Raw genomic sequence first — 21,369 nt, forward strand, 5'->3', positions numbered from 1 at the left:
CTTAACCCGCAGCCTTCGCGGCCGCGCGTCCGGCATTCCTGCCCGAGAACAGGCAGCCGCCAAGGAAGGTACCCTCCAGCGAGCGGTAGCCATGCACGCCGCCGCCGCCGAAGCCGGCGGCTTCGCCCGCGGCATATAGTCCCCGGATGATCTGGCGGTCCGTGCCGAACACGCGCGAGTCCAGATCGGTCTCGAATCCGCCCAGCGTCTTGCGCGTCAGGATGTTGAGCTTCACCGCGATCAGCGGGCCGTGTTCGGGGTCGAGAATTTTGTGCGGCTTTGCGGTGCGGATCAGTTTGTCGCCGATATAGCGGCGCGCATTGTGCAGGTTCATCACCTGCGCATCCTTGACGTAGGGATTGGTGATCTCGCGGTCGCGCGCCTCGATCTGCGCCTTGACGTGATCGAGCTTGAGCAGGTCGTTGCCGGCGAGCGCGTTCATCGCGCTGACGAGGTCGGCGAGATTGTCGCGCACGATGAAGTCGGCGCCGTTCTGCTTGAACGCTTCGACCGGCGCCGGCGCGCCCTTGTTGGTGGCGCGCTTGATGGTCATGCGCCAGCTTTTTCCCGTGAGGTCGGGATTCTGTTCGGAGCCGGAGAGCGCGAACTCCTTCTTGATGATGCTCTGGGTCAGGATGAACCAGGAATAATCGTGGCCGGTCGACATGATGTATTGCAATTGGCCGAGCGTGTCGGAGCCGGGAAACAGCGGCGCAGGCAGGCGCTTGCCCGTGGCGTCGAACCACATCGAGGATGGGCCGGGCAGGATGCGGATGCCGTGTCGCGGCCAGATCGGGTTCCAGTTTCGGATGCCCTCGACGTAGTGCCACATCCGGTCGCGGTTGATCAGCCGGCCGCCGGCGGCCTCGGTGATGCCGATCATGCGGCCGTCGACATGTTCGGGCACGCCGGAGATCATGAATTTCGGCGGCTCGCCCAGGCGCTTCGGCCAGTTCTGCCGGACCAGTTCGTGATTGCCGCCGATGCCGCCGGAGGCGACGACCACCGCCTGCGCGCGCAGTGTGAAATCTCCGATCACTTTCCGCGATGAACTCTTGCCGCGTTCGACGCTGTCGGGTTCGAGCACCGAACCGCTGACGCCCTCGACCGCACCGTTCGTCATCATGAGTGTGTCGACGCGGTGGCGAAACCTGAACGTTAACCGGCCATTTTTTTGCGCTTCGCGTGCGCGGCGTTCGAACGGCTCGACAATGCCCGGGCCGGTGCCCCAGGTGACGTGAAAGCGGGGCACCGAATTGCCGTGGCCCATCGCGTCATAGCCGCCGCGTTCGGCCCAGCCGACCACCGGAAAAATACGGTGACCCATCGCGCGCAGCCAATCGCGCTTGTCGCCGGCGGCAAAGGCGACATAGGCTTCCGCCCATCGCTTGGGCCAATGATCATCGTCGCGGTCGAAGCCTGCGGTCCCCATCCAGTCCTGCAGTGCGAGATCGAAGGAGTCCTTGATGCCGAGACGGCGCTGTTCGGCAGTATCGACCAGAAACAATCCGCCGAACGACCAAAAGGCTTGGCCGCCAAGGCTTTGTTCGCCTTCCTGGTCGACGACGATGACGCGTTTGCCGGCGTCTGCGATCTCGGTTGCCGCGACCAGACCCGCCAGTCCGGCGCCGACCACGATTACGTCTGTGACCTCAGTCATCGTTTCCTCCCCCGTGCCATTTATGATTCAAGCCCGCGTCGCCGCGTGTGGTCAACGGCAAACGCCTTCTTGCCTGTGACCGCATCGTCACCCTCGCACGAGTCGTTTGTTCCAGTTTGGTACCTTTTCGCGCGGAGGGTGCAGCGGCCCGGCAACACTTAATTTGAATTTGTTTTGAGAGACCTTCGTTGCCTAGACAAAATCACGATCTCCAACGACGCTGCATCCTGTCTTGCATCACTAAGATGATCAGATTCGGTTTCGACAATTCTTCGACTGGGGCTGGGATATGAAGCTGGTGACGGGGTTGCTTGCCGCGGTGCTGCTGCTGGCGGGAGTTGGGGCGAGCCAGGCGGTGGTACGGATCGCGGACGACCGCGGCGGCCGCATCGGCACCTATGTCGACAAGTACCAGGGTCTGCGGACCTCGGGTGAAACCGTCATCATCGATGGCCTGTGCGCCTCGGCCTGCACCATCGTGCTCGGCGCGGTTCCCCATGACCGGATCTGCGTCACCTCGCACGCCAATCTCGGCTTCCACGCCGCCTGGGATTTCGGGCCCCAGGGCCGCGCCGTCACCAACGCCGAAGCCACCCAGATGCTGTATTCGATGTATCCGGTACCGGTGCGCAAGTGGATTGCGGCGCGCGGCGGCCTGACCCAGCGCATGATCTTCCTGCGCGGCAAGCAACTGCAGGCGATGTACAAGCCCTGCTACCTCGACGCCCAGGCCTCAACTAACAAGCCGTCGTCGCGTTAAGCGTGCCAAGCAGCGACGTCGTGGCCGGGCCTGTCCCGGCCATTTGCTTTTTGAGGGGGCGCCTCCGCATGACGTGATTTCCCCTGCGGCCATTCCGCTTGCCTGCTCAGGGAACTGGCCCTATCTCAAGTCAATGGTTCAGCCGATTTCCACCCAGCAGGACATGATGGCGGCGGCCCGGCCGCAGGGTCGGGTGGCGTCCATGATCGTCTGGAGCGCTGCCGGCCTCGGCACGCTGGCCGTGCTCGGCGCGGCCGCATTGTGGTTCCATTACGGCACCGCGGTGTTTTTCGAAATGATCGCCGCCGGCATCTCGGCCTGCTTCTGATCGGGCAACAAGGAATTCCCCCATGGACCGGACTATCCGCCCGCTGGTGATCATCGCTGCCTTCGCCGCGAGCCTTGCGCTTGGCCTCGTGATCATGCTGTGGGCGCTCGGCGGCTTGCGCACCGTCACCGCGCCGGCGGCGATCGGCGGACCGTTTCAGCTGACCGACCAGGCCGGGCAGACCGTCACCGAGCAGAACTTGAAGGGCAAGCCGACGCTGATCTTCTTCGGCTTCACCCATTGCCCGGATGTCTGCCCGACCTCGCTGTTCGAGATTTCGGAAGTGCTGAAGGCGATGGGCAAGGACGCTGACCGCGTCAACGCCTGGTTCGTCTCCGTCGATCCCGAGCGCGACACGGCCGCCGCCATGAAGGACTATCTCTCCAGCTTCGATCCGCACCTGAAGGGACTGACCGGCGCGCCCGAGGCGGTGGCCAAGGTGATTTCGTCCTATCGGGTCTATGCAAAGAAGGTCCCGCTCAAGGACGGCGATTACACCATGGACCACACCGCGCTGATCTATCTGATGGACCGCGACGGCAAGTTCGTCGCGCCCTTCAACCTGAAACGGACGCCGGAGGAAGCCGCCAAGGACCTGAAGCGCTATCTCTGAGTGGCATGGCTGGTCGAAAGGGCCAAAACGGCCCTCGCATCGCCGGCCGGATGGTCTATAAGGCCGGAAATTCCGCGAAGCCATTGCCGAAGATGCCAAATCTTACCGTCCCGTTAACCAATGCAAGTCTGCATCGAACCGTCAGCACCTGGCTGGTCGGGCTCTCGATCGCGGCTGCGCTGACGGCTGTCAGCGGCGGCGCGGCTCACGCCCAAACCCAGCCCCGCCCGGCGGCGGAGGCGGCCCCGCAGGCGGTGCCCGGTTTCTGGGATCCGCGGCGGCGCCCGGACCGGCCCGACATGTCGCGCCTGACCGTGATCCGCTTCCTGACCGAGACCGATTATCCCCCGTTCAACTTCACCGGTCCCGACGGCAATCCTGCCGGCTTCAATGTCGATCTGGCGCGCGCGCTGTGCGACGAGATCAAGATAAGCTGCACCATCCAGATGCGCCGGTTCGAGACCCTGGTCGACGCCATCACCAGCAACCGCGGTGATGCCATCATCGCCTCGATGGCGGTGACGCCGGCCCTGCGCGCCCGGCTCGATTTCACCGATCCCTATTACCGCGCCCCGGCGCGCTTCGTGTCGCGGCGCGACGCCGTGATGCCGGAGATCCGCCCCGAATATCTCGAAGGCAAGAAGGTCGGCGTCATCGGCGGCACTTCGCACGAGGCCTATCTGAAGGCGATGTTCACCGACGCCGAGCTCAAGTCCTACCCCAACGACGATGCGCTGCGGCTGGCGTTGCGCCGAAGCGAGGTCGACTTCATCTTCGGTGACGCGATCTCGCTGGCGTTCTGGATCAATGGCACCGACTCCGCCGACTGCTGCGCATTCTCGGGCGGGCCCTTTGTCGAAAGCCGATATTTCGGCGAGGGCATCGGCATCGCCGTCCGCAAGGGCAATGACGTGCTGCGGACGTCGCTGAACTGGGCGCTGTTCCGGATCTGGGAGAAAGGCCGCTTCACCGACCTGTGGCTGCGGTATTTTTCGATCAGTCCGTTCTGATCAAGCGGCGTAGGGTGGGCAAAGCGAAGCGTGCCCACCGTCGGAGCGGATCGGTGAGAGATGGTGGGCACAGCGCAAGTGCGCCTTTGCCCACCCTACGTCGTTTCGGCCGTCATTTTGCATTTTGCCGCGGAAGCGCTAGTTTCCGCGGCTTCCGGAGAGAGCCCTTATAAATGTCCACCATCGACCTTGCCTTTAGCCCGAGCGATTTGCGTGCGCTCGCCGAACAATCCAACGCCTGGCCGTTCGAGCAGGCCAAGGCCATTGTCGCGCGGCTGAAGAAAAGTCCGAAGGACGAGGTGCTGTTCGAGACCGGCTACGGCCCGTCGGGCCTGCCGCATATCGGCACCTTCGGCGAGGTTGCGCGTACCACCATGGTGCGCCACGCCTTTCGCGTGCTGACCGAGGACAAGATCAAGACGCGGCTCTTGGCGTTTTCCGACGACATGGACGGCCTGCGCAAGGTGCCGGACAACGTGCCGAACAGGGAACTGTTGGAGCAGCATCTCGGCAAGCCGCTGACCAAGGTGCCTGATCCCTTCGGCACCCATCCGAGCTTTGGCCAGCACAACAATGCGCGGCTGCGCGCCTTCCTCGATCAGTTCGGCTTCGATTACGAATTCGCGTCTTCGACCGAGTATTACGCCTCAGGCAAGTTCGACGCTGCGCTGCTGCGCATGCTGGAGCGGCTGGATGCGGTGATGAAGATCATGCTGCCGTCGCTTCGCGAGGAGCGCGCGGCGAGCTATTCGCCGTTCCTCCCGATCTGTCCGCGCACCGGCATGGTGCTGTACGTGCCGGTCACGACGCATGACGCCAAGGCCGGCACGATCTCCTATGAGGACCCGGACACGAAGGAGAGCGTTACTGTTCCCGTCACCGGCGGACATTGCAAGCTGCAATGGAAGCCGGACTGGGCGATGCGCTGGTTCGCGCTAGGCGTCGACTACGAAATGGCGGGCAAGGACCTGATCGACTCGGTGAAGCTGTCCGGCAAGATTTGTTCGGCGCTCGGCGGCACGCCGCCCGAGGGGTTCAATTACGAACTCTTCCTCGACGACAAGGGCCAGAAGATCTCGAAGTCGAAGGGCAACGGGCTCACCATCGACGAATGGCTGCGCTATGCGTCGCCGGAATCGCTGTCGCTGTTCATGTACCGCGAGCCGAAGGCGGCGAAGCGGCTGTATTTCGACGTCATCCCGCGCAATGTCGACGACTACCAGCAATTCCTCGACGGCTTTACGCGGCAGGACGCCAAGCAGCAGCTCGCCAACCCGGTCTGGCACATCCATTCCGGCAAGCCGCCGAAGGCCGACATGCCCGTCACGTTCCAGCTTCTGCTGACGCTGGTGTCGTCGTCGAACGCGGAGAACGCCGAGACGCTGTGGGGCTTCATCGGCCGCTATCGTCCTGGCGTGACGCCGCAGTCGCATCCGAAGCTCGACGCGATGGTCGGCTACGCCATCAACTACTATCGCGACTTCGTGGCGCCGACGAAGCAGTTCCGCGAGCCGACCGACAGCGAGCGCGCGGCGCTGCAGGATCTGCGCGATGCGCTGTCGCAACTGCCGGCGGGGTCGAGCGCCGAAGACATCCAGAACGTGGTCTACGAGATCGGCCGCCGCGAGCCGTTTTTGGATCAGGTGAAGAAGGGCAAGGACGGCCGGCCCGGCGTCTCGCTCGACTGGTTCAACATGCTCTACCAGGTGCTGCTCGGCCAGGAAAAGGGCCCGCGCTTCGGCTCGTTCGTCGCGGTGTATGGCGTGACGAACGCGGTGAACATGATCGACGGCGCGCTGGCGCGGTCGGCGTAACTTTCTTCCTTCTCCCCTTGTGGGAGAAGGCGGATGAGGGGTTCTCTCCGCGAATTCTGCCCGTTGAGAGAACCCCTCATCCGGCGCTTCGCGCCACCTTCTCCCACAAGGGGAGAAGGGAAGGCGCGTCAAATTGAGATGGCAGGCCCGCCGCAATTTCAGCCACGCCCGCGCTAGGATTGCGCTACAATCCCCGACGATAGCCATCAAAGCCTCCGTGGAGAGGCAGGCACATAGCGGATCAGGGAGAACGCACATGCAGTTCAGGGTTTCGCCGAAGTCGCTCAGCGAATACAGCGCCGAGGAATGGCAGGCGCGGGTCGATCTCGCGGCCGCGCACCGGCTGGCCTTCATCCAGGGATTTTCCGAAGGCATCTTCAACCATCTGACCTTCGTGGTGCCGGGCAAAAGCGACCGCTATTACCAGATCCCGTTCGGCACGCATTGGTCGGAGGTCACCGCTTCCTGCTTCATGGAAGTCGGCATCGACGACGGCGAGGTGAAAAGCGGCGAGGGCGAGGTCGAGCGCTCCTGCTATTGCATCCATGCGCCGATCCACAAGGCGCTGCCGCAGGCGAAGGCGGTGTTTCACACCCACATGCCGCATGCCAGCGCGTTGACGCGGCTCGAAGATCCCCGCATCAAGGAGATCGGCCAGACCGAGGTCGGGCTATCAGGTGCGATTGCCTATGACGACGAATATACCGGCCCGGCGCTCGATCCTGCCGAAGGCGCGCGGCTGGCGAAAGTCATTGGCGACAAGACCGTGCTGTTCATGGCCAATCACGGCATCTCCACGGTCGGCGCGACTGTCGCGGAAGCCTACGACATGCTCTATTACGTCGAACGCGCCGCCCAGGTGCAGATCTATGCGATGTGGACGGGACAGAGGCTGAAACAGCTTCCCGCGCCCGTGGTGGAGAAAACCAAGCGCGATTACAAGGACGAGCATCTCTACAAGGGCCCGACCCCGGCCCAGCGGCATTTCGATGCCTTGAAGCGGATGCTGGATCGGAAAGAGCCTGATTACGCGACGTAGTTTTTCGCGTCGCATCCACACCAGTAGGATGGGCAAAGGCGCGTAGCGCCGTGCCCACCATGTTCTATCCAGATTGGCGCTGCAAATGGTGGGCACGCTTCGCTTTGCCCACCCTACGGCTTCCTTCTTGTGGGAAGGGCCTCAACCCGCCGCTCTCACCTCATTCGCAAACTGATGCCACACTTCCGGCTGCCAGCTTCCGTTGGCCGCGCCCGAGGTCGACGGCAGGATCCACACCCGGGTGTCGCCGATCAGGTCACGCTGCTCGCCATAGTCGCGCTTGCCGTCGAAGAATTTCTGTCCGGCCGTCTTGCTGGTGAATGCCAGAAATCGCGGGCGAAACGTCGTCATCACACCGCTCAGCCGGCTGCGTTCCGCCGCCGTCAGTTTCGGCAGCGTGGCGCGATCCATTCCGGCGGCCACCTTCACCAGATCAGTCAGGCCGATCCCATGTTGCAGCAGGTCGCGATATTGCTGCGGCTGCAGCCGCTCCGGCGTCAGCCTTGTTTCGTGCAGGATCGTCCAGAACTTGTTCTGCCGATGCGCGTAGTAGGCCCGCTCGGCCGCGGATGTCGTGCCGGCGGCGGTGCCGCACAGCACGATGCGGAGGGAAGGTTGCAGCAGGTCGCTGAGCACGTCCGTCACGGCAACGGCAATCCTACTGGCTCGCCCACACGATGCGCGCAATCCAGGCGACGTCGTCAGCGTCAAGCGTGCGGTCGGCCTGTGCGGGGTTAAGCGACTGCAGTTCCAGCGTCTTCGTCGTCCGCCGCTTCAGTTCCTTGACCAGCACTTCGCCGCCTGAGGTCTTGAGCACCACGCGATCGCCGCGCCGGATCGGCGTGCCCGGCGACACCACGATGATGTCGCCGTCGCGATAGGTCGGCCTCATCGAATCGCCGGAGATTTCCAGCGCGTAGGCGTGCTCGTCGCTGGCCGAGGGCAGCGCTGCCTCGCCCCAGCTTTTGCCGGCGGGAAAGCCGCTCTCGTCGAAATGGCCGCTGCTGCCGGCTTGGGCGAGTGCGAGTAGCGGCACCGATTGCAGGCTGCGCGCGCCGTCGCCGATCAACTGCACGAAAGTGTCGATCGACGCATTGGTCGCCGCCAGCGCCTTGGAAAGCGATTCGGTCGAAGGCCAGCGCTCGCGCCCGTCGGGGGTGATGCGCTTGGATTTGTTGAACGTGGTGGGGTCGAGGCCGGCGCGCCTGGCCAACCCCGAGGGCGACATGCCGGCGCGTTCCGCCAGCCGGTCGAGCGCAGTCCAGACCTGGCTATGGGTCAGAAGCCGTTGCGCCTTGGCGTGCCTGGCCATCGGAAATCCTTGAAGCGGTCTAGGAATTATTGCCTGATCCGGCCGCTTTGCGCAATCTTCGCGCGCTGCCTGCAGCGGCAGCGCTTGAGTTGGCGGCCTGCCGCCTTTACGGTCGGCCGCCAACCCGGCCATTTCCGGGAAATCCCAAGAGACTCAACGACAAGCAGGGGAAGCCCGGAAAGCCGTGCCCACGATCTATAAAATCACTCCCGCCTCGGCCTGGCGCGAGGCCGAGCGGCAGGGCGTCTACCGGGGCAGCGCGGACGACCTGCGCGACGGATACATTCATTTCTCGACCGCCGCCCAGGTCGCCGAGACAGCGCGAAAGCATTATTTCGGCCAGACCGGGCTGTTCCTGGTCGCGATCGACGCCGACGCGCTGGGCGACGCGCTGCGCTGGGAGCCTTCGCGCAACGACGAACTGTTCCCGCATCTTTATGGCGAGCTCGACCTCGGCGCAGTGACCGCCATCCTCGACATGCGCGCGCGGTCCGACGGCAGTCACGATATTCCGGAGCTTACGCCGTGATCCGCGCCTTTGATGCCTTTTCGCTGCCGCTCTTGCGCTGGTTCGATCCGGAGGACGCCCATCGCATGGCGATCCACGGCCTGCGGCTGCTGCCGCCGGTCAAGCCGCGCGCGGACGATTCGAAGCTGGCGGTGCGCGCCTTCGGCCTGAATTTTCCCAACCCGATCGGCATGGCGGCGGGCTTCGACAAGAGCGCGGAGGCGCCCGACGGGCTGTTGCGGCTCGGCTTCGGCTTTGTCGAGATCGGCACCGTGACGCCGAAGCCGCAGGGCGGCAATCCGCGGCCGCGTCTGTTTCGCCTCGAGCGGGATGAGGCCGTGATCAACCGCATGGGCTTCAACAATGACGGCGCTGAAGTCGCACTGCGGCGCCTCGCGGCGCGCGCCCATCATGGCGGCATCGTCGGCGTCAATGTCGGGGCCAACAAGGATTCGTCCGACCGGATCGCCGATTACGTCAAGCTGATCGAGACCTTCGCGCCGGTCGCGAGCTATTTCACCGTCAACGTCTCCTCGCCGAACACGCCGGGCCTGCGCAATTTGCAGCAATCGGCTGCGCTGGACGAACTGCTGGCCAAGGTGATCGATGCGCGCGAACGGGTGCGGAAGAACGCCGGGGATTCCCCTGTGCTGCTCAAGATCGCGCCGGATCTGAGCCTGACCGAGCTCGACGATGTCGTGCACATCGCGCGCTCGCGCGGCATCGACGGCATGATCGTCGGCAACACCACGCTGGCGCGGCCCTCGACCTTGCGCGAACAGGCGCGGGCGAGCGAGCAGGGTGGCTTGTCCGGCCGGCCGCTGTTTCGATTGTCGACCCGCATGGTGGCGGAGACCTATGTCCGAACCGAAGGCGCGTTCCCGCTGATCGGCGTCGGCGGCATCGATAGCGGCGGCGCGGCGCTGACGAAGATCCGTGCGGGCGCCAGCCTGATCCAGCTCTATTCATCGCTGGTCTACAAGGGGCTGGGGCTGGTCGACGACATCAAGAACGATCTCGCGTCCACCTTGCTGCGCACGGGGCGCGACTCGCTGTCGGAGATCGTCGGCGCCGATGCCGCGACGATCACGGCGGAGGAATGGCCGGTGAGGTAGGTGAGGAATCGTAGCCCGGATGAGCGCAGCGATATCCGGGACCACTCTGACACCGCCCCGGATGTCGCTTCGCTCATCCGGGCTACGAACCGAACGACTTCCTCAACAATGCCGGATACCGCAGCGCCTCCAGTCCGCCGCGCGCGGCGTAATGCACCAGCAGCGCGCCCCATAGTCCGGCATTGCCGAACGACCGCAGCGCGAACCACGCGGTGAGAAAGATCGCGAGCGAAGCTACCATCAGGTTGCGCATGTCGCGCGCCCAGGTGGCGCCGATATAGACGCCGTCAAAGGCAAAGGCGAATACGCCGAGCAAGGGTGCGAAGATCACGAACGGCAGATAATCGCGTGCGATCCGCCGTACGTCCGTACTTGCGGTCATCGTGTCGATAAGCCAAGGCCCAAACAACAGGAAACAGGCAGCGACCGCGAGCGCGAAGCCAAAGCCCCACATTACGACGAGCTTCACGGCGCCTGCGAAAGCCGCCTTGTCGCGGGCGCCGTAGGCGCGGCCGCAGAGCTGCTCGGCTGCGTTGGCGAGGCCGTCGAGGAAGAAGGCGCCGAACAGCAGAAAGTTGTTGAGGACCGCGTTCGCTGCGAGCGTCGTGTCGCCGGCACGCGCGCCCTGTGCAGTGAAGAACAGAAACGCCGCGATCAGCGACGCGGTGCGGATCATGATGTCGCGATTGACCGAAAGCATCCGCATCAGCTTGGCCTGATCGAACAGCAACGCCCGTGAAGTCGCGAATTGCCCTTTCGACAGGTGACGCGCGATCACCAGACCGAGCATCAGGCCCGCGGCCTCCGCGATCAGTGCGGCGATGGCAGCACCGGCAATTCCGAAGTCGAGCGCCAGCACCAGGACGACGGTCCCCGCCACGTTGATGAGGTTGATGGCGATCTGCATGCCGAGCGCCATTTTGGCGCGCGCTTGCCCGATCAGCCATCCGAGCACGACATAATTGCCTAGCGCGAGCGGCGCCGACCAGATCCGGACGGTGAAGTAGGTCTTTGCCGCGCGCGTGACGCCCTCGCTGCCGCCCATGGCGCCCAGCAAGACGGCAGCGAGCGGCATCTGCAGCGCAATCAGCGCTGCGCCAACCAGCGCCGCGGCCATCAGCCCGCGCAGCAGGATCGCGCGCAATTCCGACGTCTCGCCGGCGCCCAGCGATTGCGCCGTGAAGGCGACCGTGCCCATGCGCAGGAAGCCGAACAGCCAGAACATGCAGTCGAACAGCACGGACGCCATCGCCACGCCGCCAAGCAACGTGGCGTCACCGAGCCGTCCGATCGCGGTTGTCGAGACGATGCCGATCAGCGGCGTCGTCAGATTCGCGACCATCGCGGGACCGGCGATGGCAAACACCTGTCTGGTCGTGACCCTGGAAGCCGGATTGAGCGAATGCATCCTAGAGCTCGATCACCATGCCATCTTCGGCAGTGGTGTAGGGCAGTTCGCTCACCCGTCCGAGCATATCATCGCTCATATGCGTCAGCACCAGCCGCCTGGCGTTGATCTCGCCAAGATGCGCTTCCAGCGTCTTCAGGCTGAGATGATTCCTGACGATCTTGTCGTAATAGTAAGCTTCCGCAACGAACAGGTCGGCGCCGCGCGCCGCCGGGATCAGCGCGTCAGTCCATTCGGTGTCGGCGCTGTAGGTGATGACGCGGCCTTCGGCCTCGACGCGATAGGCCAGGAACGGCCCGCCGGATTCGCCATGGACGACGGGATAGGGCGTCACCTTGATCTCGCCGAATGTGCGGCTCTGCTCTGGCTCGAGGGCGACGACCGACAGATCGAAACGCTGTCTGGTCTTCGATGAATGCTCGAACAGCGCTTCCATCAGGTTGGCAAGCTTGGTCTCGATCCCCTGCGGGCCCGCGATCACCAGCGGGCGCGAGCGCCGCGTGAACTGCGCGTCCAGCAGCAGGAACGGCAGGCCGCCAAAATGATCGCCGTGGAAATGCGTGATCAGGATCAGGTCGATGGCGTCGCGGACGATGCCGAGGCGTTTCAGCGCCGGCAGCGAGGAGGCGCCGCAATCGATCAGGAAATTGATGCTGCTCCCGGTGATGTGGAAGCAGGTGTTGAACCTGCCTCCCGAGCCAAGCGCATCGCCGCAGCCGACAAATCGCAATTGCATCGGCCGTTCACCGCCTGTTGAGGGATTATCGCCCGCGTGAGTTGCCGAACAGCCGCGACAACAGCCAGATCGGAATCACGAGCACGGCGCCAAGCAGGAAGTAGCGCCACAGCCAGTTGACCGCGTCGAAGCCGAGATCCCACAGCCGCCGGAACAAGGTCTGGATGCTGTGCAGGATATTCCAGGGATCGAAGCCGATGGCGGCAAGCACCACGCCGACCAGGATCGACAGCAGGATCAGCCGGAACGCCACCGACAGCGGCGAGCCGCCGAGGAAGCGGTACAGGCCGTCATTGCCGGCCGGCAGGTCTCTGATGTCGTTGGGCATCGGTCTCTCCTCGCGCGTCGCGCGCATTATACGGCACGGCGGGGCACATGGGGAACCCGCTTGTGCCAGTCCAATGGTCGCCATGCGCCTTTGGTAGCTATTTTTTTTACGCGTTTTCTTTACGCGAACCGGTCCCCACTTCGCTTGAAAACGCTTTGGCTAATTTGCCGCCACGTCCTTCAGCATCCGCTCCAGCGTCTCCAGCCGGTCGGCCTCGCGCGGCGGCTTGTCCCAGCGCAGCCGGCTGATGCGCGGAAACCGCATGGCGACGCCGGATTTGTGCCGCGGCGAGCGTGCCAGCCCCTCGAAGGCGACTTCCAGCACCAGGCCCTGGTCCGGCTCATGCACGACATGGCGCACGGGTCCGAATTTTTCTGTCGTGTTACGGCGGACGAAGCGGTCAATCTGCAGCAGCTCTTCGTCGGTGAAGCCGAAATAGGCTTTGCCGACCGGAACCAGTTGCTCGCCATCCTCGCTTTTGGTCCAGACGCCGAATGTGTAGTCCGAATAATAGGATGAGCGCTTGCCGTGGCCGCGCTGCGCATACATCAGCACGGCGTCGATGATGTGCGGGTCGCGCTTCCACTTCCACCACTGCCCCTTGGGGCGGCCCGGCAGATAGGGCGCGTCGCGCCGCTTCAGCATCACGCCTTCGACCGCCTCGGTATCCTCACCCGCGCCGGCGCTGGCGGGATCGGCGCGCGCCGCCATCAGCGCCTCCCAACTGTCGAAGTCAACCGTCGGCGACAAATCGATGCGCGGGTCGTCGAGCTTCCTGATGAAGGTCTCGAGATGCGCGCGGCGCTCGGCGAATGGCAATTCGCGCAGGTCGTTTTCGTCATCGCCGAGCAAATCATAAGCGCGCAGGTGGATCGGAAAATCTTTCATCAGCTTCGGCGAGACAACTTTTCGGTTCAGCCGCTGCTGCAGCACATTGAACGTCTGTACGCGGCCCTCGCGCAGCACCAACAGCTCGCCATCTATGGCGCCGGGCAGGCGCAGCGATGGCGCGAGGTCAGGAAAGCTTTTCGTGATGTCCTCGCCGGTGCGCGAATAGAGCCGCGCCTGCATCTGCCCGCGCTCGTCGCGGCCGGCGACCGCCTGCACGCGGATGCCGTCCCATTTCCATTCCGCGATGAAATCGGCGGGATCGAGACTGGCAAAATCCGAATCCTCGATCGCGTGTGCCAGCATCACGGGCCGGAACGGCGCGGGATCGCGGTTGACCGGCTTGTCGCCGCGGCCTTCCAGCCAGGCGAACAGGTCGAGATAGGGCGGGGCGAGCCCGGGCCAGATCAGTTCGATCTCATGCGGATCCTTGTCGCCCAGCGCAGCAGCGGCGGTTTTCGCCAGCCGTGCCGAAATCCCGATGCGCATCGCGCCGGTAACGAGTTTCAACAGCGCCCATCGGCCGGTCTCGTCGAGCTCGTCGAGCCAGCGCGCGAGCTGTTTTGGAAGATCGGTCTTGCCGAGGGTGCGAAGGGTGACAACGACCTCGGAGAGGCTGGGAGGAGGCGGGTTGTTGTGGCCGGCGAGTACGGCCTTGGGCCACATCAGCGCAACCGTCTCCGATAAATCCCCGACATAGTCATATGACAAGCCGAACAGCACCGGATCGGCGCGGTCCATGATCAGGTCGCGGATCAGCCCCGGCTTGGCGTGCTTGAACGACAGCGCGCCGGTCAGCGCCGCCAGCGCGTAACCGCGGTCGGGATCGGGCGTGTCGCGGAAATAAGCCGTGATCAGCCGCAGCTTGTTGTTGCGGCCCGGCTCATAGGCCAGACGATCCAGCAGTTCGGCGAAACGGTTCATCCCTCAGCCTCGTCGGCCGCGACCGCTTCGCTCTCCTCCTCGTCGCCATAGCCGACGAGATCGAGCGGCCGCGCGGCGAGGCCGCGCGACTTGCACCAATGCACCAGCGCGTCTTCCTGGCCATGCGTGACCCAGACCTCGCCGGCGCCGGTGGCTGCGATGGTCGCGGTCAGCCCGTCCCAGTCGGCATGGTCTGAAATCACAAGCGGCAATTCGATGCCGCGCTGCCGGGCGCGTGCCCGCACCCGCATCCAACCCGAGGCAAACGCCGTGACCGGATCGGGGAAACGTCTGGTCCAGATGTCTGAGGTCGCCTGTGGCGGCGCCAGCGCGATGGTGCCGGCGAGATCGGCCTTCTTCACGCCCTTCACAGGGCGCAGTTCGCCGAGCGCAACGCCGCGGCTTTGATAATAATGTGTGATCTCCTCCATCGCGCCATGCAGATAGATCGGCGCATCGTAACCTTGCTCGCGCAATAGCGCGATCACGCGCTGCGCCTTGCCGAGCGAATAGGCGCCGACCAGATGCGCGCGCTCCGGAAACAGCGTCACCGACGCCAGCAATTTCTTCACCTCGTCCGCCGCATCGCCGTGGCGAAACACCGGCAGACCGAACGTCGCCTCGGTGATGAAGACGTCGCAGGGCACCACTTCGAAGGGCGTACAGGTCGGGTCGGTGGCGTCCTTGTAGTCGCCGGAGGCGACGATGCAGAGGCCGTTGCAACTCACAGCAATCTGCGCCGAGCCCAGCACATGGCCGGCGGGATGGAATTTGACCTTGACGTCGCCGAGCCGGATTTCCTCGCCGTAGCGAATGGCTTGCGTCGAACGCGCAAAATTGTCGCCATAGCGCAGTCGCATCATATCGAGCGTTTCCTGCGTGGCGAGCACCGCGCCGTGGCCGGGCCGGGCGTGATCGGAATGGCCGTGGGTAATCACGGCACGTTCGACCGGCCGGACCGGATCGATGTGGAAGCCACCTGGCTTGCAGCACAGGCCGGCAGCAACTGGCAGCAGGATGTCATGCGGACGCATGCCAGACATATAGGTGCTTTGGCCGCGATGTTTAGCCGTCATGTGCGGGCTTGACCCGCGCAGCCATCTTCGCAGAGAGTCCTTGCTTTGATGGCTTGCCAGGTCATCCCCGATCAAGTCGGGGACAAGCGCCCGGCAATGACAGATTTCGGAACCCATGCCCGCCCGCCTGTTTCTCTCTTCCGGCGATCTGATGGCCGACCGCCGGTTCGAATTCGCGCGCGACCTGCAATTGAAGGGCGACCTGCCTGCCGCGGCCGATCTTCTGTTGCAGGCGATCGAACTGGCGCCGGAATTCACCTCCGCCTGGTTCACGCTCGGCGGCATCCGCGAAGAACTCGGCGAGCATGAGGCGGCGGTCTCGGCGTTTCAAAAGGCCCAGGCCAGCGATCCCGGCGATCGTCACGGCGCCGCGCTTCGGTTGATGCGGCTCGGCGCCGCGCCATTGGCCGGGATGTCGCAGGCCTATGTGCAAACCCTGTTCGATCAATATGCGCCGCGCTTCGAATCCTCTCTGGTCGGCGACCTCGGCTATCGCGGCCCGGCGCTGTTGTTCAAGGCGGTGCTGTCGGTGCGATCGACCGCACGCAAGCCGGCGTTCTTCAAGCGTGCGATCGATCTCGGCTGCGGCACCGGGCTTGCAGCGTCGGCCTTCGCCAGGAATGCCGATCATTTCATCGGCGTCGATCTGTCGCCGCGCATGATCGAGCGGGCGCGCGCCACCGGCCACTACGCCGAGCTTGAAGTGGCCGACATGCTGCAGGGTTTGCGCGCGAGGCTGGATGCCAGTGCCGATCTCATTCTCGCGGCGGATGCCATGGTGTATGTCGCCGATCTCGCGCCGGTTCTCGCGGAGGCCGCGCGCGTGCTTGCACCGGGTGGCCTGCTCGCCTTCACCGCCGAAACCCATGACGGCGAAGGCGTCGTCATCGGCCAAGGGCTGCGCTATGCCCATGCCGCCGCCTACACGCGCGCCGCAGTGGAGAGTTCCGGCCTGAAATTGTCGCTGCTGGAAGATCGCTCCGCCCGCAACGAGGACAACACTCCCGTACCGGGCCTGGTCGCCGTCGCCGCTAAAACTTGAGTCTAGACGCTACGCGCTCGCCGAATGGCGGCATTGCGTGCGGCATGTCAGCTATTGCCACTGACGCCGGAATGCCGGATCAAGACTCCCATAAGGGAGAACAACAATGAAGAACAAACAAACCCGGCGCGAATTCGGCGCCACCGTGCTTGCCTCCGCCCTCGCTTCCGCCATGCCGGCGCCCTTCGTCTGGGCCGCCGAGAAGAAATACGATCCGGGCGCCAGCGACACCGAAATCAAGATCGGGCAGACCGTGCCGCATTCCGGTCCCGGCTCGCTCTACGGCGTGCTCGGCCGCGTCGGCGAGGCCTATTTCCAGATGCTGAACGAGAAGGGCGGCATCAACGGCCGCAAGGTGAAGTTCTTCAGCATGGACGACGCCTACAGCGCGCCGAAATGCGTCGAGGCGACGCGGCGGCTGGTCGAGCAGGAGGAAGTGCTGGCGCTGTACGGCTCGCTCGGCACCGCGCCGCAGACCGCCGTGCACAAATACCTCAATTCCAAGGGCGTGCCGCAGCTCCTGCTCAATACCGGCGCGTCGAAATGGAACGATCCGAAGAATTTCAAATGGACCATGGCGGGCCTGCCGCTCTATCCGACCGAGGCGCGCATCCTTGCCAAGCATGTCGTGGGGGTGAAGCCGAACGCGAAGATCGGCATCCTCTACCAGAACGACGATTTCGGCCGCGACTTCCTCGCGCCCTTCAAGAAGGTGCTAGCGGATGCCGGCGGCACCGCCAAGGTGATCATGGAGCAGAGCTACGATTTGACCGAGCCGACGATCGATTCGCAGATCATCAGTCTCTCGAAGTCCGGCGCCGATGTTTTCTACAATATTTCGACCGGCAAGGCGTCGTCGCAGTCGATCCGCAGAGTCGCGGAACTCGGCTGGAAGCCGCTGCAACTGCTATCGGCGGGATCGACCGGCCGCTCGATTCTCAGCGCCGCCGGTTTCGAGCACGCGACCGGCATCGTCGCGATCAGATACGCCAAGGAAGTCGGCGTGCCGCGCTTCGAGAAGGACCCTGATGTGATGGCGTTCGAGGAACTGCGCAAGAAATACCTGCCGAACGTCGACCCCGACAACACCATCGCCTTTGCCGGGTATGGCCAGGTTGCGTCGATGGCGGAAATCCTGCGCCGCTGCGGCGACGAACTCACCCGCGCTAACGTGCTGAAACAGGCAACGACACTGGCGGGCTTTCATTCGCCCTACTTCCTTGATGGCGTGAACTACAGCTATACGCCCGAGGACTACACGCCGATGAAGACGCTCTACATCTCGATCTTCAACGGCAAGGACTGGGACATCTCGGATAAGCCCGTGACGGAGTAGGGCGGTGGTCATTCCGGGGCGATGCGCAGCATCGAACCCGGAATCTCGAGGTTCCCCGGTGCGCAATTGCGCACCTGAGGTTCGCGCTTTGCGCGTCCCGGAACGACGGGTCTGCGGCTCCAGCCCTCGACGAAGCCGCCTGAACCGCTTACCTCTTGGGCGTGTCGACGCTCGATCTCTTCTCCGTCACGCCGTCGGAAACGGCCGACCTGCTGCCGCGCCAGTTTCGCGACTGGTTCGCCGCGCGCGGCTGGTCGCCGCGCGAGCATCAGCTTGCGCTATTGGCAAAGGCCAGTGAGGACCGCTCCGCGTTGCTGATCGCGCCGACCGGCGCCGGCAAGACGCTGGCCGGATTTCTGCCGACGCTGGTGGAGCTTTCCCATCCGGCCGCCCAACGGGGCGAAGGCACAAAGAGCCTCATCTCCACCGGCCGCAACGTGAAGCGCACCGGCGGTCTCCACACCCTCTACATCTCGCCGCTGAAAGCGCTCGCGGTCGACATCGCGCGCAACCTGGAGACGCCGATCGCGGAGATGGGGCTGCCGATCAAGGTCGAGACCCGCACCGGCGACACGCCGGTGTCGCGGCGGCAGCGGCAACGGCGCTATCCGCCGGATATTTTGCTCACCACGCCGGAACAACTGGCGCTGCTGTTGTCCTCCGACGACGCGCCGTTTCTGTTTTCCTCCCTGAAACGAATCGTGCTCGACGAGTTGCATGCGCTCGTCACCTCCAAGCGCGGTGATCTGTTGTCGCTTGGGCTGGCGCGGCTGTGGCGGCTGGCGCCGGAGATGCGCGCGATCGGCCTGTCGGCGACGGTAGCCGAGCCGGAATCGCTCGCGCGGTTTCTGATGCCGCAGCGTGACGGCAAGGAAGTGTCCGCCGACATCGTCGTGGCCGGCGGCGCCGCAGCGCCCATCGTCGAGATGCTCGACACCCAGGAGCGCCTGCCCTGGGCCGGCCACACCGCGCGCCATGCGCTCGGTGAAATGTACGAGTTGATCAAGCGCAACAAGACAACGCTGATCTTCGTCAACACCCGCAGCCAGGCCGAAATGCTGTTCCAGGATTTCTGGCGGATGAACGACGACGGTCTTGCGATTGCGCTCCATCACGGCTCGCTCGATGTCGCGCAGCGCCGCAAGGTCGAGGACGCCATGGCGGCCGGAAAACTGCGCGGCGTGGTCTGCACCTCCTCGCTCGACCTTGGCATTGACTGGGGCGACATCGATCTCGTCGTCAATGTCGGCGCGCCCAAGGGTGCCTCGCGCCTGATGCAGCGGATCGGCCGCGCCAACCACCGGCTTGACGAGCCCTCGCGCGCGGTCCTGATCCCGGCCAATCGTTTCGAGGTGCTGGAGTGCCGGGTCGCGATCGACGCCATCGCCGAAAATGCGCAGGATACGCCGCCCTTGCGCACCGGCGCGCTCGATGTGCTGGCGCAGCATGTGCTCGGCTGCGCCTGCGGCGAGCCGTTTCTTTCCGATGAACTCTATGCGGAAGTACTGACGTCGGCGCCCTATGCGTCGCTGACGCGCAGCGATTTCGATGACGTGGTTGATTTCGTCGCCACCGGTGGCTACGCGCTGAAGACCTATGAGCGCTTCGCCCGCATCAAGCAGGACAAGCAGGGCCGCTGGCGTGTCGCAAATCCAAAAGTGCGGCAGAGCTATCGCCTCAACGTCGGCACCATCGTCGAAGAGGCCATGCTGAAGGTGAAACTGGTGCGCGGCCGCGGTGGCGGGGCCGGCTCCACCGGCATGATCGGCCGCGGCGGCCGGATGCTGGGCGAGATCGAGGAATATTTCATCGAGGGGCTGGTCGCCGGCGACACCTTCGTATTCGGCGGCGAGATCGTGCGCTACGAGGCGCTGGTCGAGGATCAGGTCTACGTCTCCCGCGCCAACGACAAGGACGCCAAAGTGCCGTCCTACATGGGCGGCAAGTTTCCGTTGTCTACCTATCTCGCCGAACGGGTGCGGAAACTGCTTGATGATCGGCGGCAATGGAATGCGCTGCCGGAGCAGGTGCGCGACTGGCTGTCGCTGCAACGGCATTTTTCCAGCGTGCCGGGCGTGCGCGAACTCCTGATCGAAACCTTTCCGCGCGGCGGCAAGCATTACATGGTGTGCTATCCCTTCGAGGGCCGTCTCGCACACCAGACGCTCGGCATGCTGCTGACGCGGCGGCTGGAGCGCGCCCGCGCCCGGCCGCTCGGGTTCGTCGCCAACGAATACGCGCTCGCAATCTGGGGCCTTGGCGACGTCTCCTTCATGGTTCGCCACGGCAAGCTCGATTTTGCCGCGCTGTTTGCGCCCGACATGCTCGGCGACGACCTCGAGGCATGGCTGGCGGAATCCGCACTGATGAAACGCACCTTCCGCAGTTGTGCGCTGATCTCGGGCCTGATCCCGCGCCGCTTCACCGGTGAAGAGAAGAGCCGTCGCCAGGTGCTGTTCTCGACCGACCTCGTCTACGATGTGCTGCGCAAGCACCAGGCCGACCACGTGCTGCTGCGCGCCGCGCGCGCGGATGCCGCCGCCGGCCTGCTCGATCTCAAGCGTCTCGGTGATATGCTCTCCCGCATCCAGGGACGAATCACCCATCGGGAACTCGAACATGTTTCGCCGCTCGCGGTGCCGGTGATGCTGGAAATTGGCCGCGAGTCAGTTTATGGCGAAGCGGGCGACGAGTTGCTGGCGGAAGCCGCCGATGAACTCGTCAAAGAGGCGATGGGATAGGCGGGAAGGCACGTGACGGCGGGGGCGCAATCTTCGGGAGACGATCAAGAGATGCGCGCCGCGAAGGTCATGGTTGCCGACGTCAGGTTCGTGGCCGACATCTCCGGCGCGCTGTTCTGGCAGGAGCAGCGCCTGCTCGTCGTCTCCGACCTGCATCTGGAAAAGGGCTCGAGCTTCGCCAAACGCGGTGTGCTGCTGCCACCCTATGACACGGTGGCGACGCTGAGCCGGCTCGCCGCCGTGATCGCGCGGCACGACCCGCGCATGGTGATTGCGCTCGGCGACAGTTTTCATGATCGCGAGGCGCATGAGCGACTGTCTGAGTCTGACCGCGACGCGCTCTCGGCAATGCAGGCGCGGCGCGACTGGATCTGGATCTCGGGCAATCACGATCCCGCGCTGCCGTCCGATCTCGGCGGCACGGTGGCGAACGAAGTGGCGATCGGGCCGATCGCATTTCGTCACGAGCCGACCGGCGCGGCGGGTGAAATCGCCGGCCATCTCCATCCCAAGGCCCGCGTCGCCACCCGCGGCCGCTCGATGGAGCGGCGATGTTTTGCGAGCGATGGCGAGCGCGCGGTGATGCCGGCGTTCGGCGCCTTTACCGGCGGCCTCAGCATCCGCGATCCGGCCTTCGCGAAGATTTTCGGGACGCCGGGCTTCATGGCGCATGTGCTCGGCGACAACAGACTGCACGCGATTGCGGCGTCGCGGTGTTATTGAGGACGATT

The 21,369-nt window shown here is 64.5% G+C and carries 20 protein-coding genes; 12 read left to right on the forward strand and 8 right to left on the reverse strand.

From position 1 onward, the window contains the following. Nucleotide 1 precedes the first annotated feature (1 nt). Entirely contained in the window at nucleotides 2-1,660 is a 1,659-nt protein-coding gene (locus CQ12_RS15345) for an FAD-binding dehydrogenase (RefSeq protein WP_057836136.1), read from the reverse strand. A 289-nt stretch (nucleotides 1,661-1,949) separates the two neighbouring features. Between CQ12_RS15345 and CQ12_RS15350 the strand changes: the two genes are divergently transcribed. The 6 genes from CQ12_RS15350 (at nucleotide 1,950) to CQ12_RS15375 (ending at nucleotide 7,224) form a co-directional block, all read left to right on the forward strand. Beyond that, nucleotides 1,950-2,420 carry a hypothetical protein gene (locus CQ12_RS15350; protein ID WP_057836137.1) on the forward strand — a complete coding sequence of 157 codons (471 nt, stop codon included), beginning with the start codon at nucleotides 1,950-1,952 and terminating at the stop codon, nucleotides 2,418-2,420. Between the two features lie 133 nt (nucleotides 2,421-2,553). Continuing rightward, nucleotides 2,554-2,748, forward strand: coding sequence for a hypothetical protein (locus tag CQ12_RS15355; RefSeq protein WP_057836138.1), 195 nt, complete (start codon nucleotides 2,554-2,556; stop codon nucleotides 2,746-2,748). 22 nt (nucleotides 2,749-2,770) lie between these two features. Continuing rightward, nucleotides 2,771-3,361, forward strand: coding sequence for an SCO family protein (locus CQ12_RS15360; protein ID WP_057836139.1), 591 nt, complete (start codon nucleotides 2,771-2,773; stop codon nucleotides 3,359-3,361). A gap of 92 nt (nucleotides 3,362-3,453) precedes the next feature. Continuing rightward, nucleotides 3,454-4,371 carry a transporter substrate-binding domain-containing protein gene (locus CQ12_RS15365; protein WP_057836162.1) on the forward strand — a complete coding sequence of 306 codons (918 nt, stop codon included), beginning with the start codon at nucleotides 3,454-3,456 and terminating at the stop codon, nucleotides 4,369-4,371. 173 nt (nucleotides 4,372-4,544) lie between these two features. After that, entirely contained in the window at nucleotides 4,545-6,185 is a 1,641-nt protein-coding gene (locus CQ12_RS15370) for a lysine--tRNA ligase (RefSeq protein WP_057836140.1), read from the forward strand. 256 nt (nucleotides 6,186-6,441) lie between these two features. Continuing rightward, a complete protein-coding gene (locus CQ12_RS15375; protein ID WP_057836141.1) occupies nucleotides 6,442-7,224 on the forward strand; it encodes a class II aldolase/adducin family protein in 783 nt (260 codons plus the stop codon). A gap of 141 nt (nucleotides 7,225-7,365) precedes the next feature. On the opposite strand, the gene CQ12_RS15380 is transcribed toward CQ12_RS15375, so the two are convergent. Both CQ12_RS15380 and CQ12_RS15385 read right to left on the reverse strand, forming a co-directional pair. Then, nucleotides 7,366-7,869 carry a mismatch-specific DNA-glycosylase gene (locus CQ12_RS15380; protein WP_198164160.1) on the reverse strand — a complete coding sequence of 168 codons (504 nt, stop codon included), beginning with the start codon at nucleotides 7,867-7,869 and terminating at the stop codon, nucleotides 7,366-7,368. A 13-nt stretch (nucleotides 7,870-7,882) separates the two neighbouring features. Then, nucleotides 7,883-8,536: a S24 family peptidase gene (locus CQ12_RS15385; protein ID WP_057836142.1), complete on the reverse strand. Its 654-nt coding sequence runs from the start codon at nucleotides 8,534-8,536 to the stop codon at nucleotides 7,883-7,885. Nucleotides 8,537-8,720: 184 nt separating this feature from the next. Between CQ12_RS15385 and CQ12_RS15390 the strand changes: the two genes are divergently transcribed. Both CQ12_RS15390 and CQ12_RS15395 read left to right on the forward strand, forming a co-directional pair. After that, nucleotides 8,721-9,065, forward strand: coding sequence for a DUF952 domain-containing protein (locus CQ12_RS15390; RefSeq protein ID WP_057836143.1), 345 nt, complete (start codon nucleotides 8,721-8,723; stop codon nucleotides 9,063-9,065). After that, on the forward strand, nucleotides 9,062-10,159 hold the full coding sequence (locus tag CQ12_RS15395) for a quinone-dependent dihydroorotate dehydrogenase (protein WP_057836144.1): 1,098 nt from the start codon (nucleotides 9,062-9,064) through the stop codon (nucleotides 10,157-10,159). The genes CQ12_RS15390 and CQ12_RS15395 overlap by 4 nt, the downstream gene beginning before the upstream one ends. Nucleotides 10,160-10,241: 82 nt before the next feature. Here CQ12_RS15395 and CQ12_RS15400 read toward each other — a convergent pair whose 3' ends face one another. The 5 genes from CQ12_RS15400 to CQ12_RS15420 form a co-directional block, all read right to left on the reverse strand. Then, entirely contained in the window at nucleotides 10,242-11,567 is a 1,326-nt protein-coding gene (locus CQ12_RS15400; protein WP_057836145.1) for an MATE family efflux transporter, read from the reverse strand. A gap of 1 nt (nucleotide 11,568) precedes the next feature. After that, entirely contained in the window at nucleotides 11,569-12,303 is a 735-nt protein-coding gene (locus tag CQ12_RS15405; protein WP_057836146.1) for an MBL fold metallo-hydrolase, read from the reverse strand. Nucleotides 12,304-12,328: 25 nt separating this feature from the next. Next, complete coding sequence (locus CQ12_RS15410) at nucleotides 12,329-12,631, reverse strand: DUF6460 domain-containing protein (RefSeq protein ID WP_057836164.1); 303 nt, start codon at nucleotides 12,629-12,631, stop codon at nucleotides 12,329-12,331. Between the two features lie 159 nt (nucleotides 12,632-12,790). Further along, nucleotides 12,791-14,443 (reverse strand): cisplatin damage response ATP-dependent DNA ligase, encoded by a 1,653-nt coding sequence (locus CQ12_RS15415; protein WP_057836147.1) that lies wholly within the window; start codon nucleotides 14,441-14,443, stop codon nucleotides 12,791-12,793. Next, nucleotides 14,440-15,477, reverse strand: coding sequence for a ligase-associated DNA damage response exonuclease (locus CQ12_RS15420; RefSeq protein WP_057836148.1), 1,038 nt, complete (start codon nucleotides 15,475-15,477; stop codon nucleotides 14,440-14,442). The genes CQ12_RS15415 and CQ12_RS15420 overlap by 4 nt, the downstream gene beginning before the upstream one ends. 157 nt (nucleotides 15,478-15,634) lie before the next feature. On the opposite strand from CQ12_RS15420, the gene CQ12_RS15425 reads away from it, so the two are divergent. The 4 genes from CQ12_RS15425 (at nucleotide 15,635) to pdeM (ending at nucleotide 21,361) form a co-directional block, all read left to right on the forward strand. After that, nucleotides 15,635-16,561: a class I SAM-dependent methyltransferase gene (locus CQ12_RS15425; RefSeq protein ID WP_057836149.1), complete on the forward strand. Its 927-nt coding sequence runs from the start codon at nucleotides 15,635-15,637 to the stop codon at nucleotides 16,559-16,561. A gap of 106 nt (nucleotides 16,562-16,667) precedes the next feature. Continuing rightward, entirely contained in the window at nucleotides 16,668-17,897 is a 1,230-nt protein-coding gene (locus CQ12_RS15430) for an ABC transporter substrate-binding protein (RefSeq protein ID WP_057836150.1), read from the forward strand. 161 nt (nucleotides 17,898-18,058) lie between these two features. After that, complete coding sequence (locus CQ12_RS15435; RefSeq protein ID WP_057836165.1) at nucleotides 18,059-20,638, forward strand: ligase-associated DNA damage response DEXH box helicase; 2,580 nt, start codon at nucleotides 18,059-18,061, stop codon at nucleotides 20,636-20,638. A gap of 51 nt (nucleotides 20,639-20,689) precedes the next feature. Then, nucleotides 20,690-21,361, forward strand: coding sequence for a ligase-associated DNA damage response endonuclease PdeM (pdeM, locus tag CQ12_RS15440; RefSeq protein ID WP_057836151.1), 672 nt, complete (start codon nucleotides 20,690-20,692; stop codon nucleotides 21,359-21,361). The last annotated feature ends 8 nt before the right edge of the window (nucleotides 21,362-21,369 follow it).

The organism is Bradyrhizobium jicamae, from assembly GCF_001440395.1.
GTDB classification, from domain to species: domain Bacteria; phylum Pseudomonadota; class Alphaproteobacteria; order Rhizobiales; family Xanthobacteraceae; genus Bradyrhizobium; species Bradyrhizobium jicamae.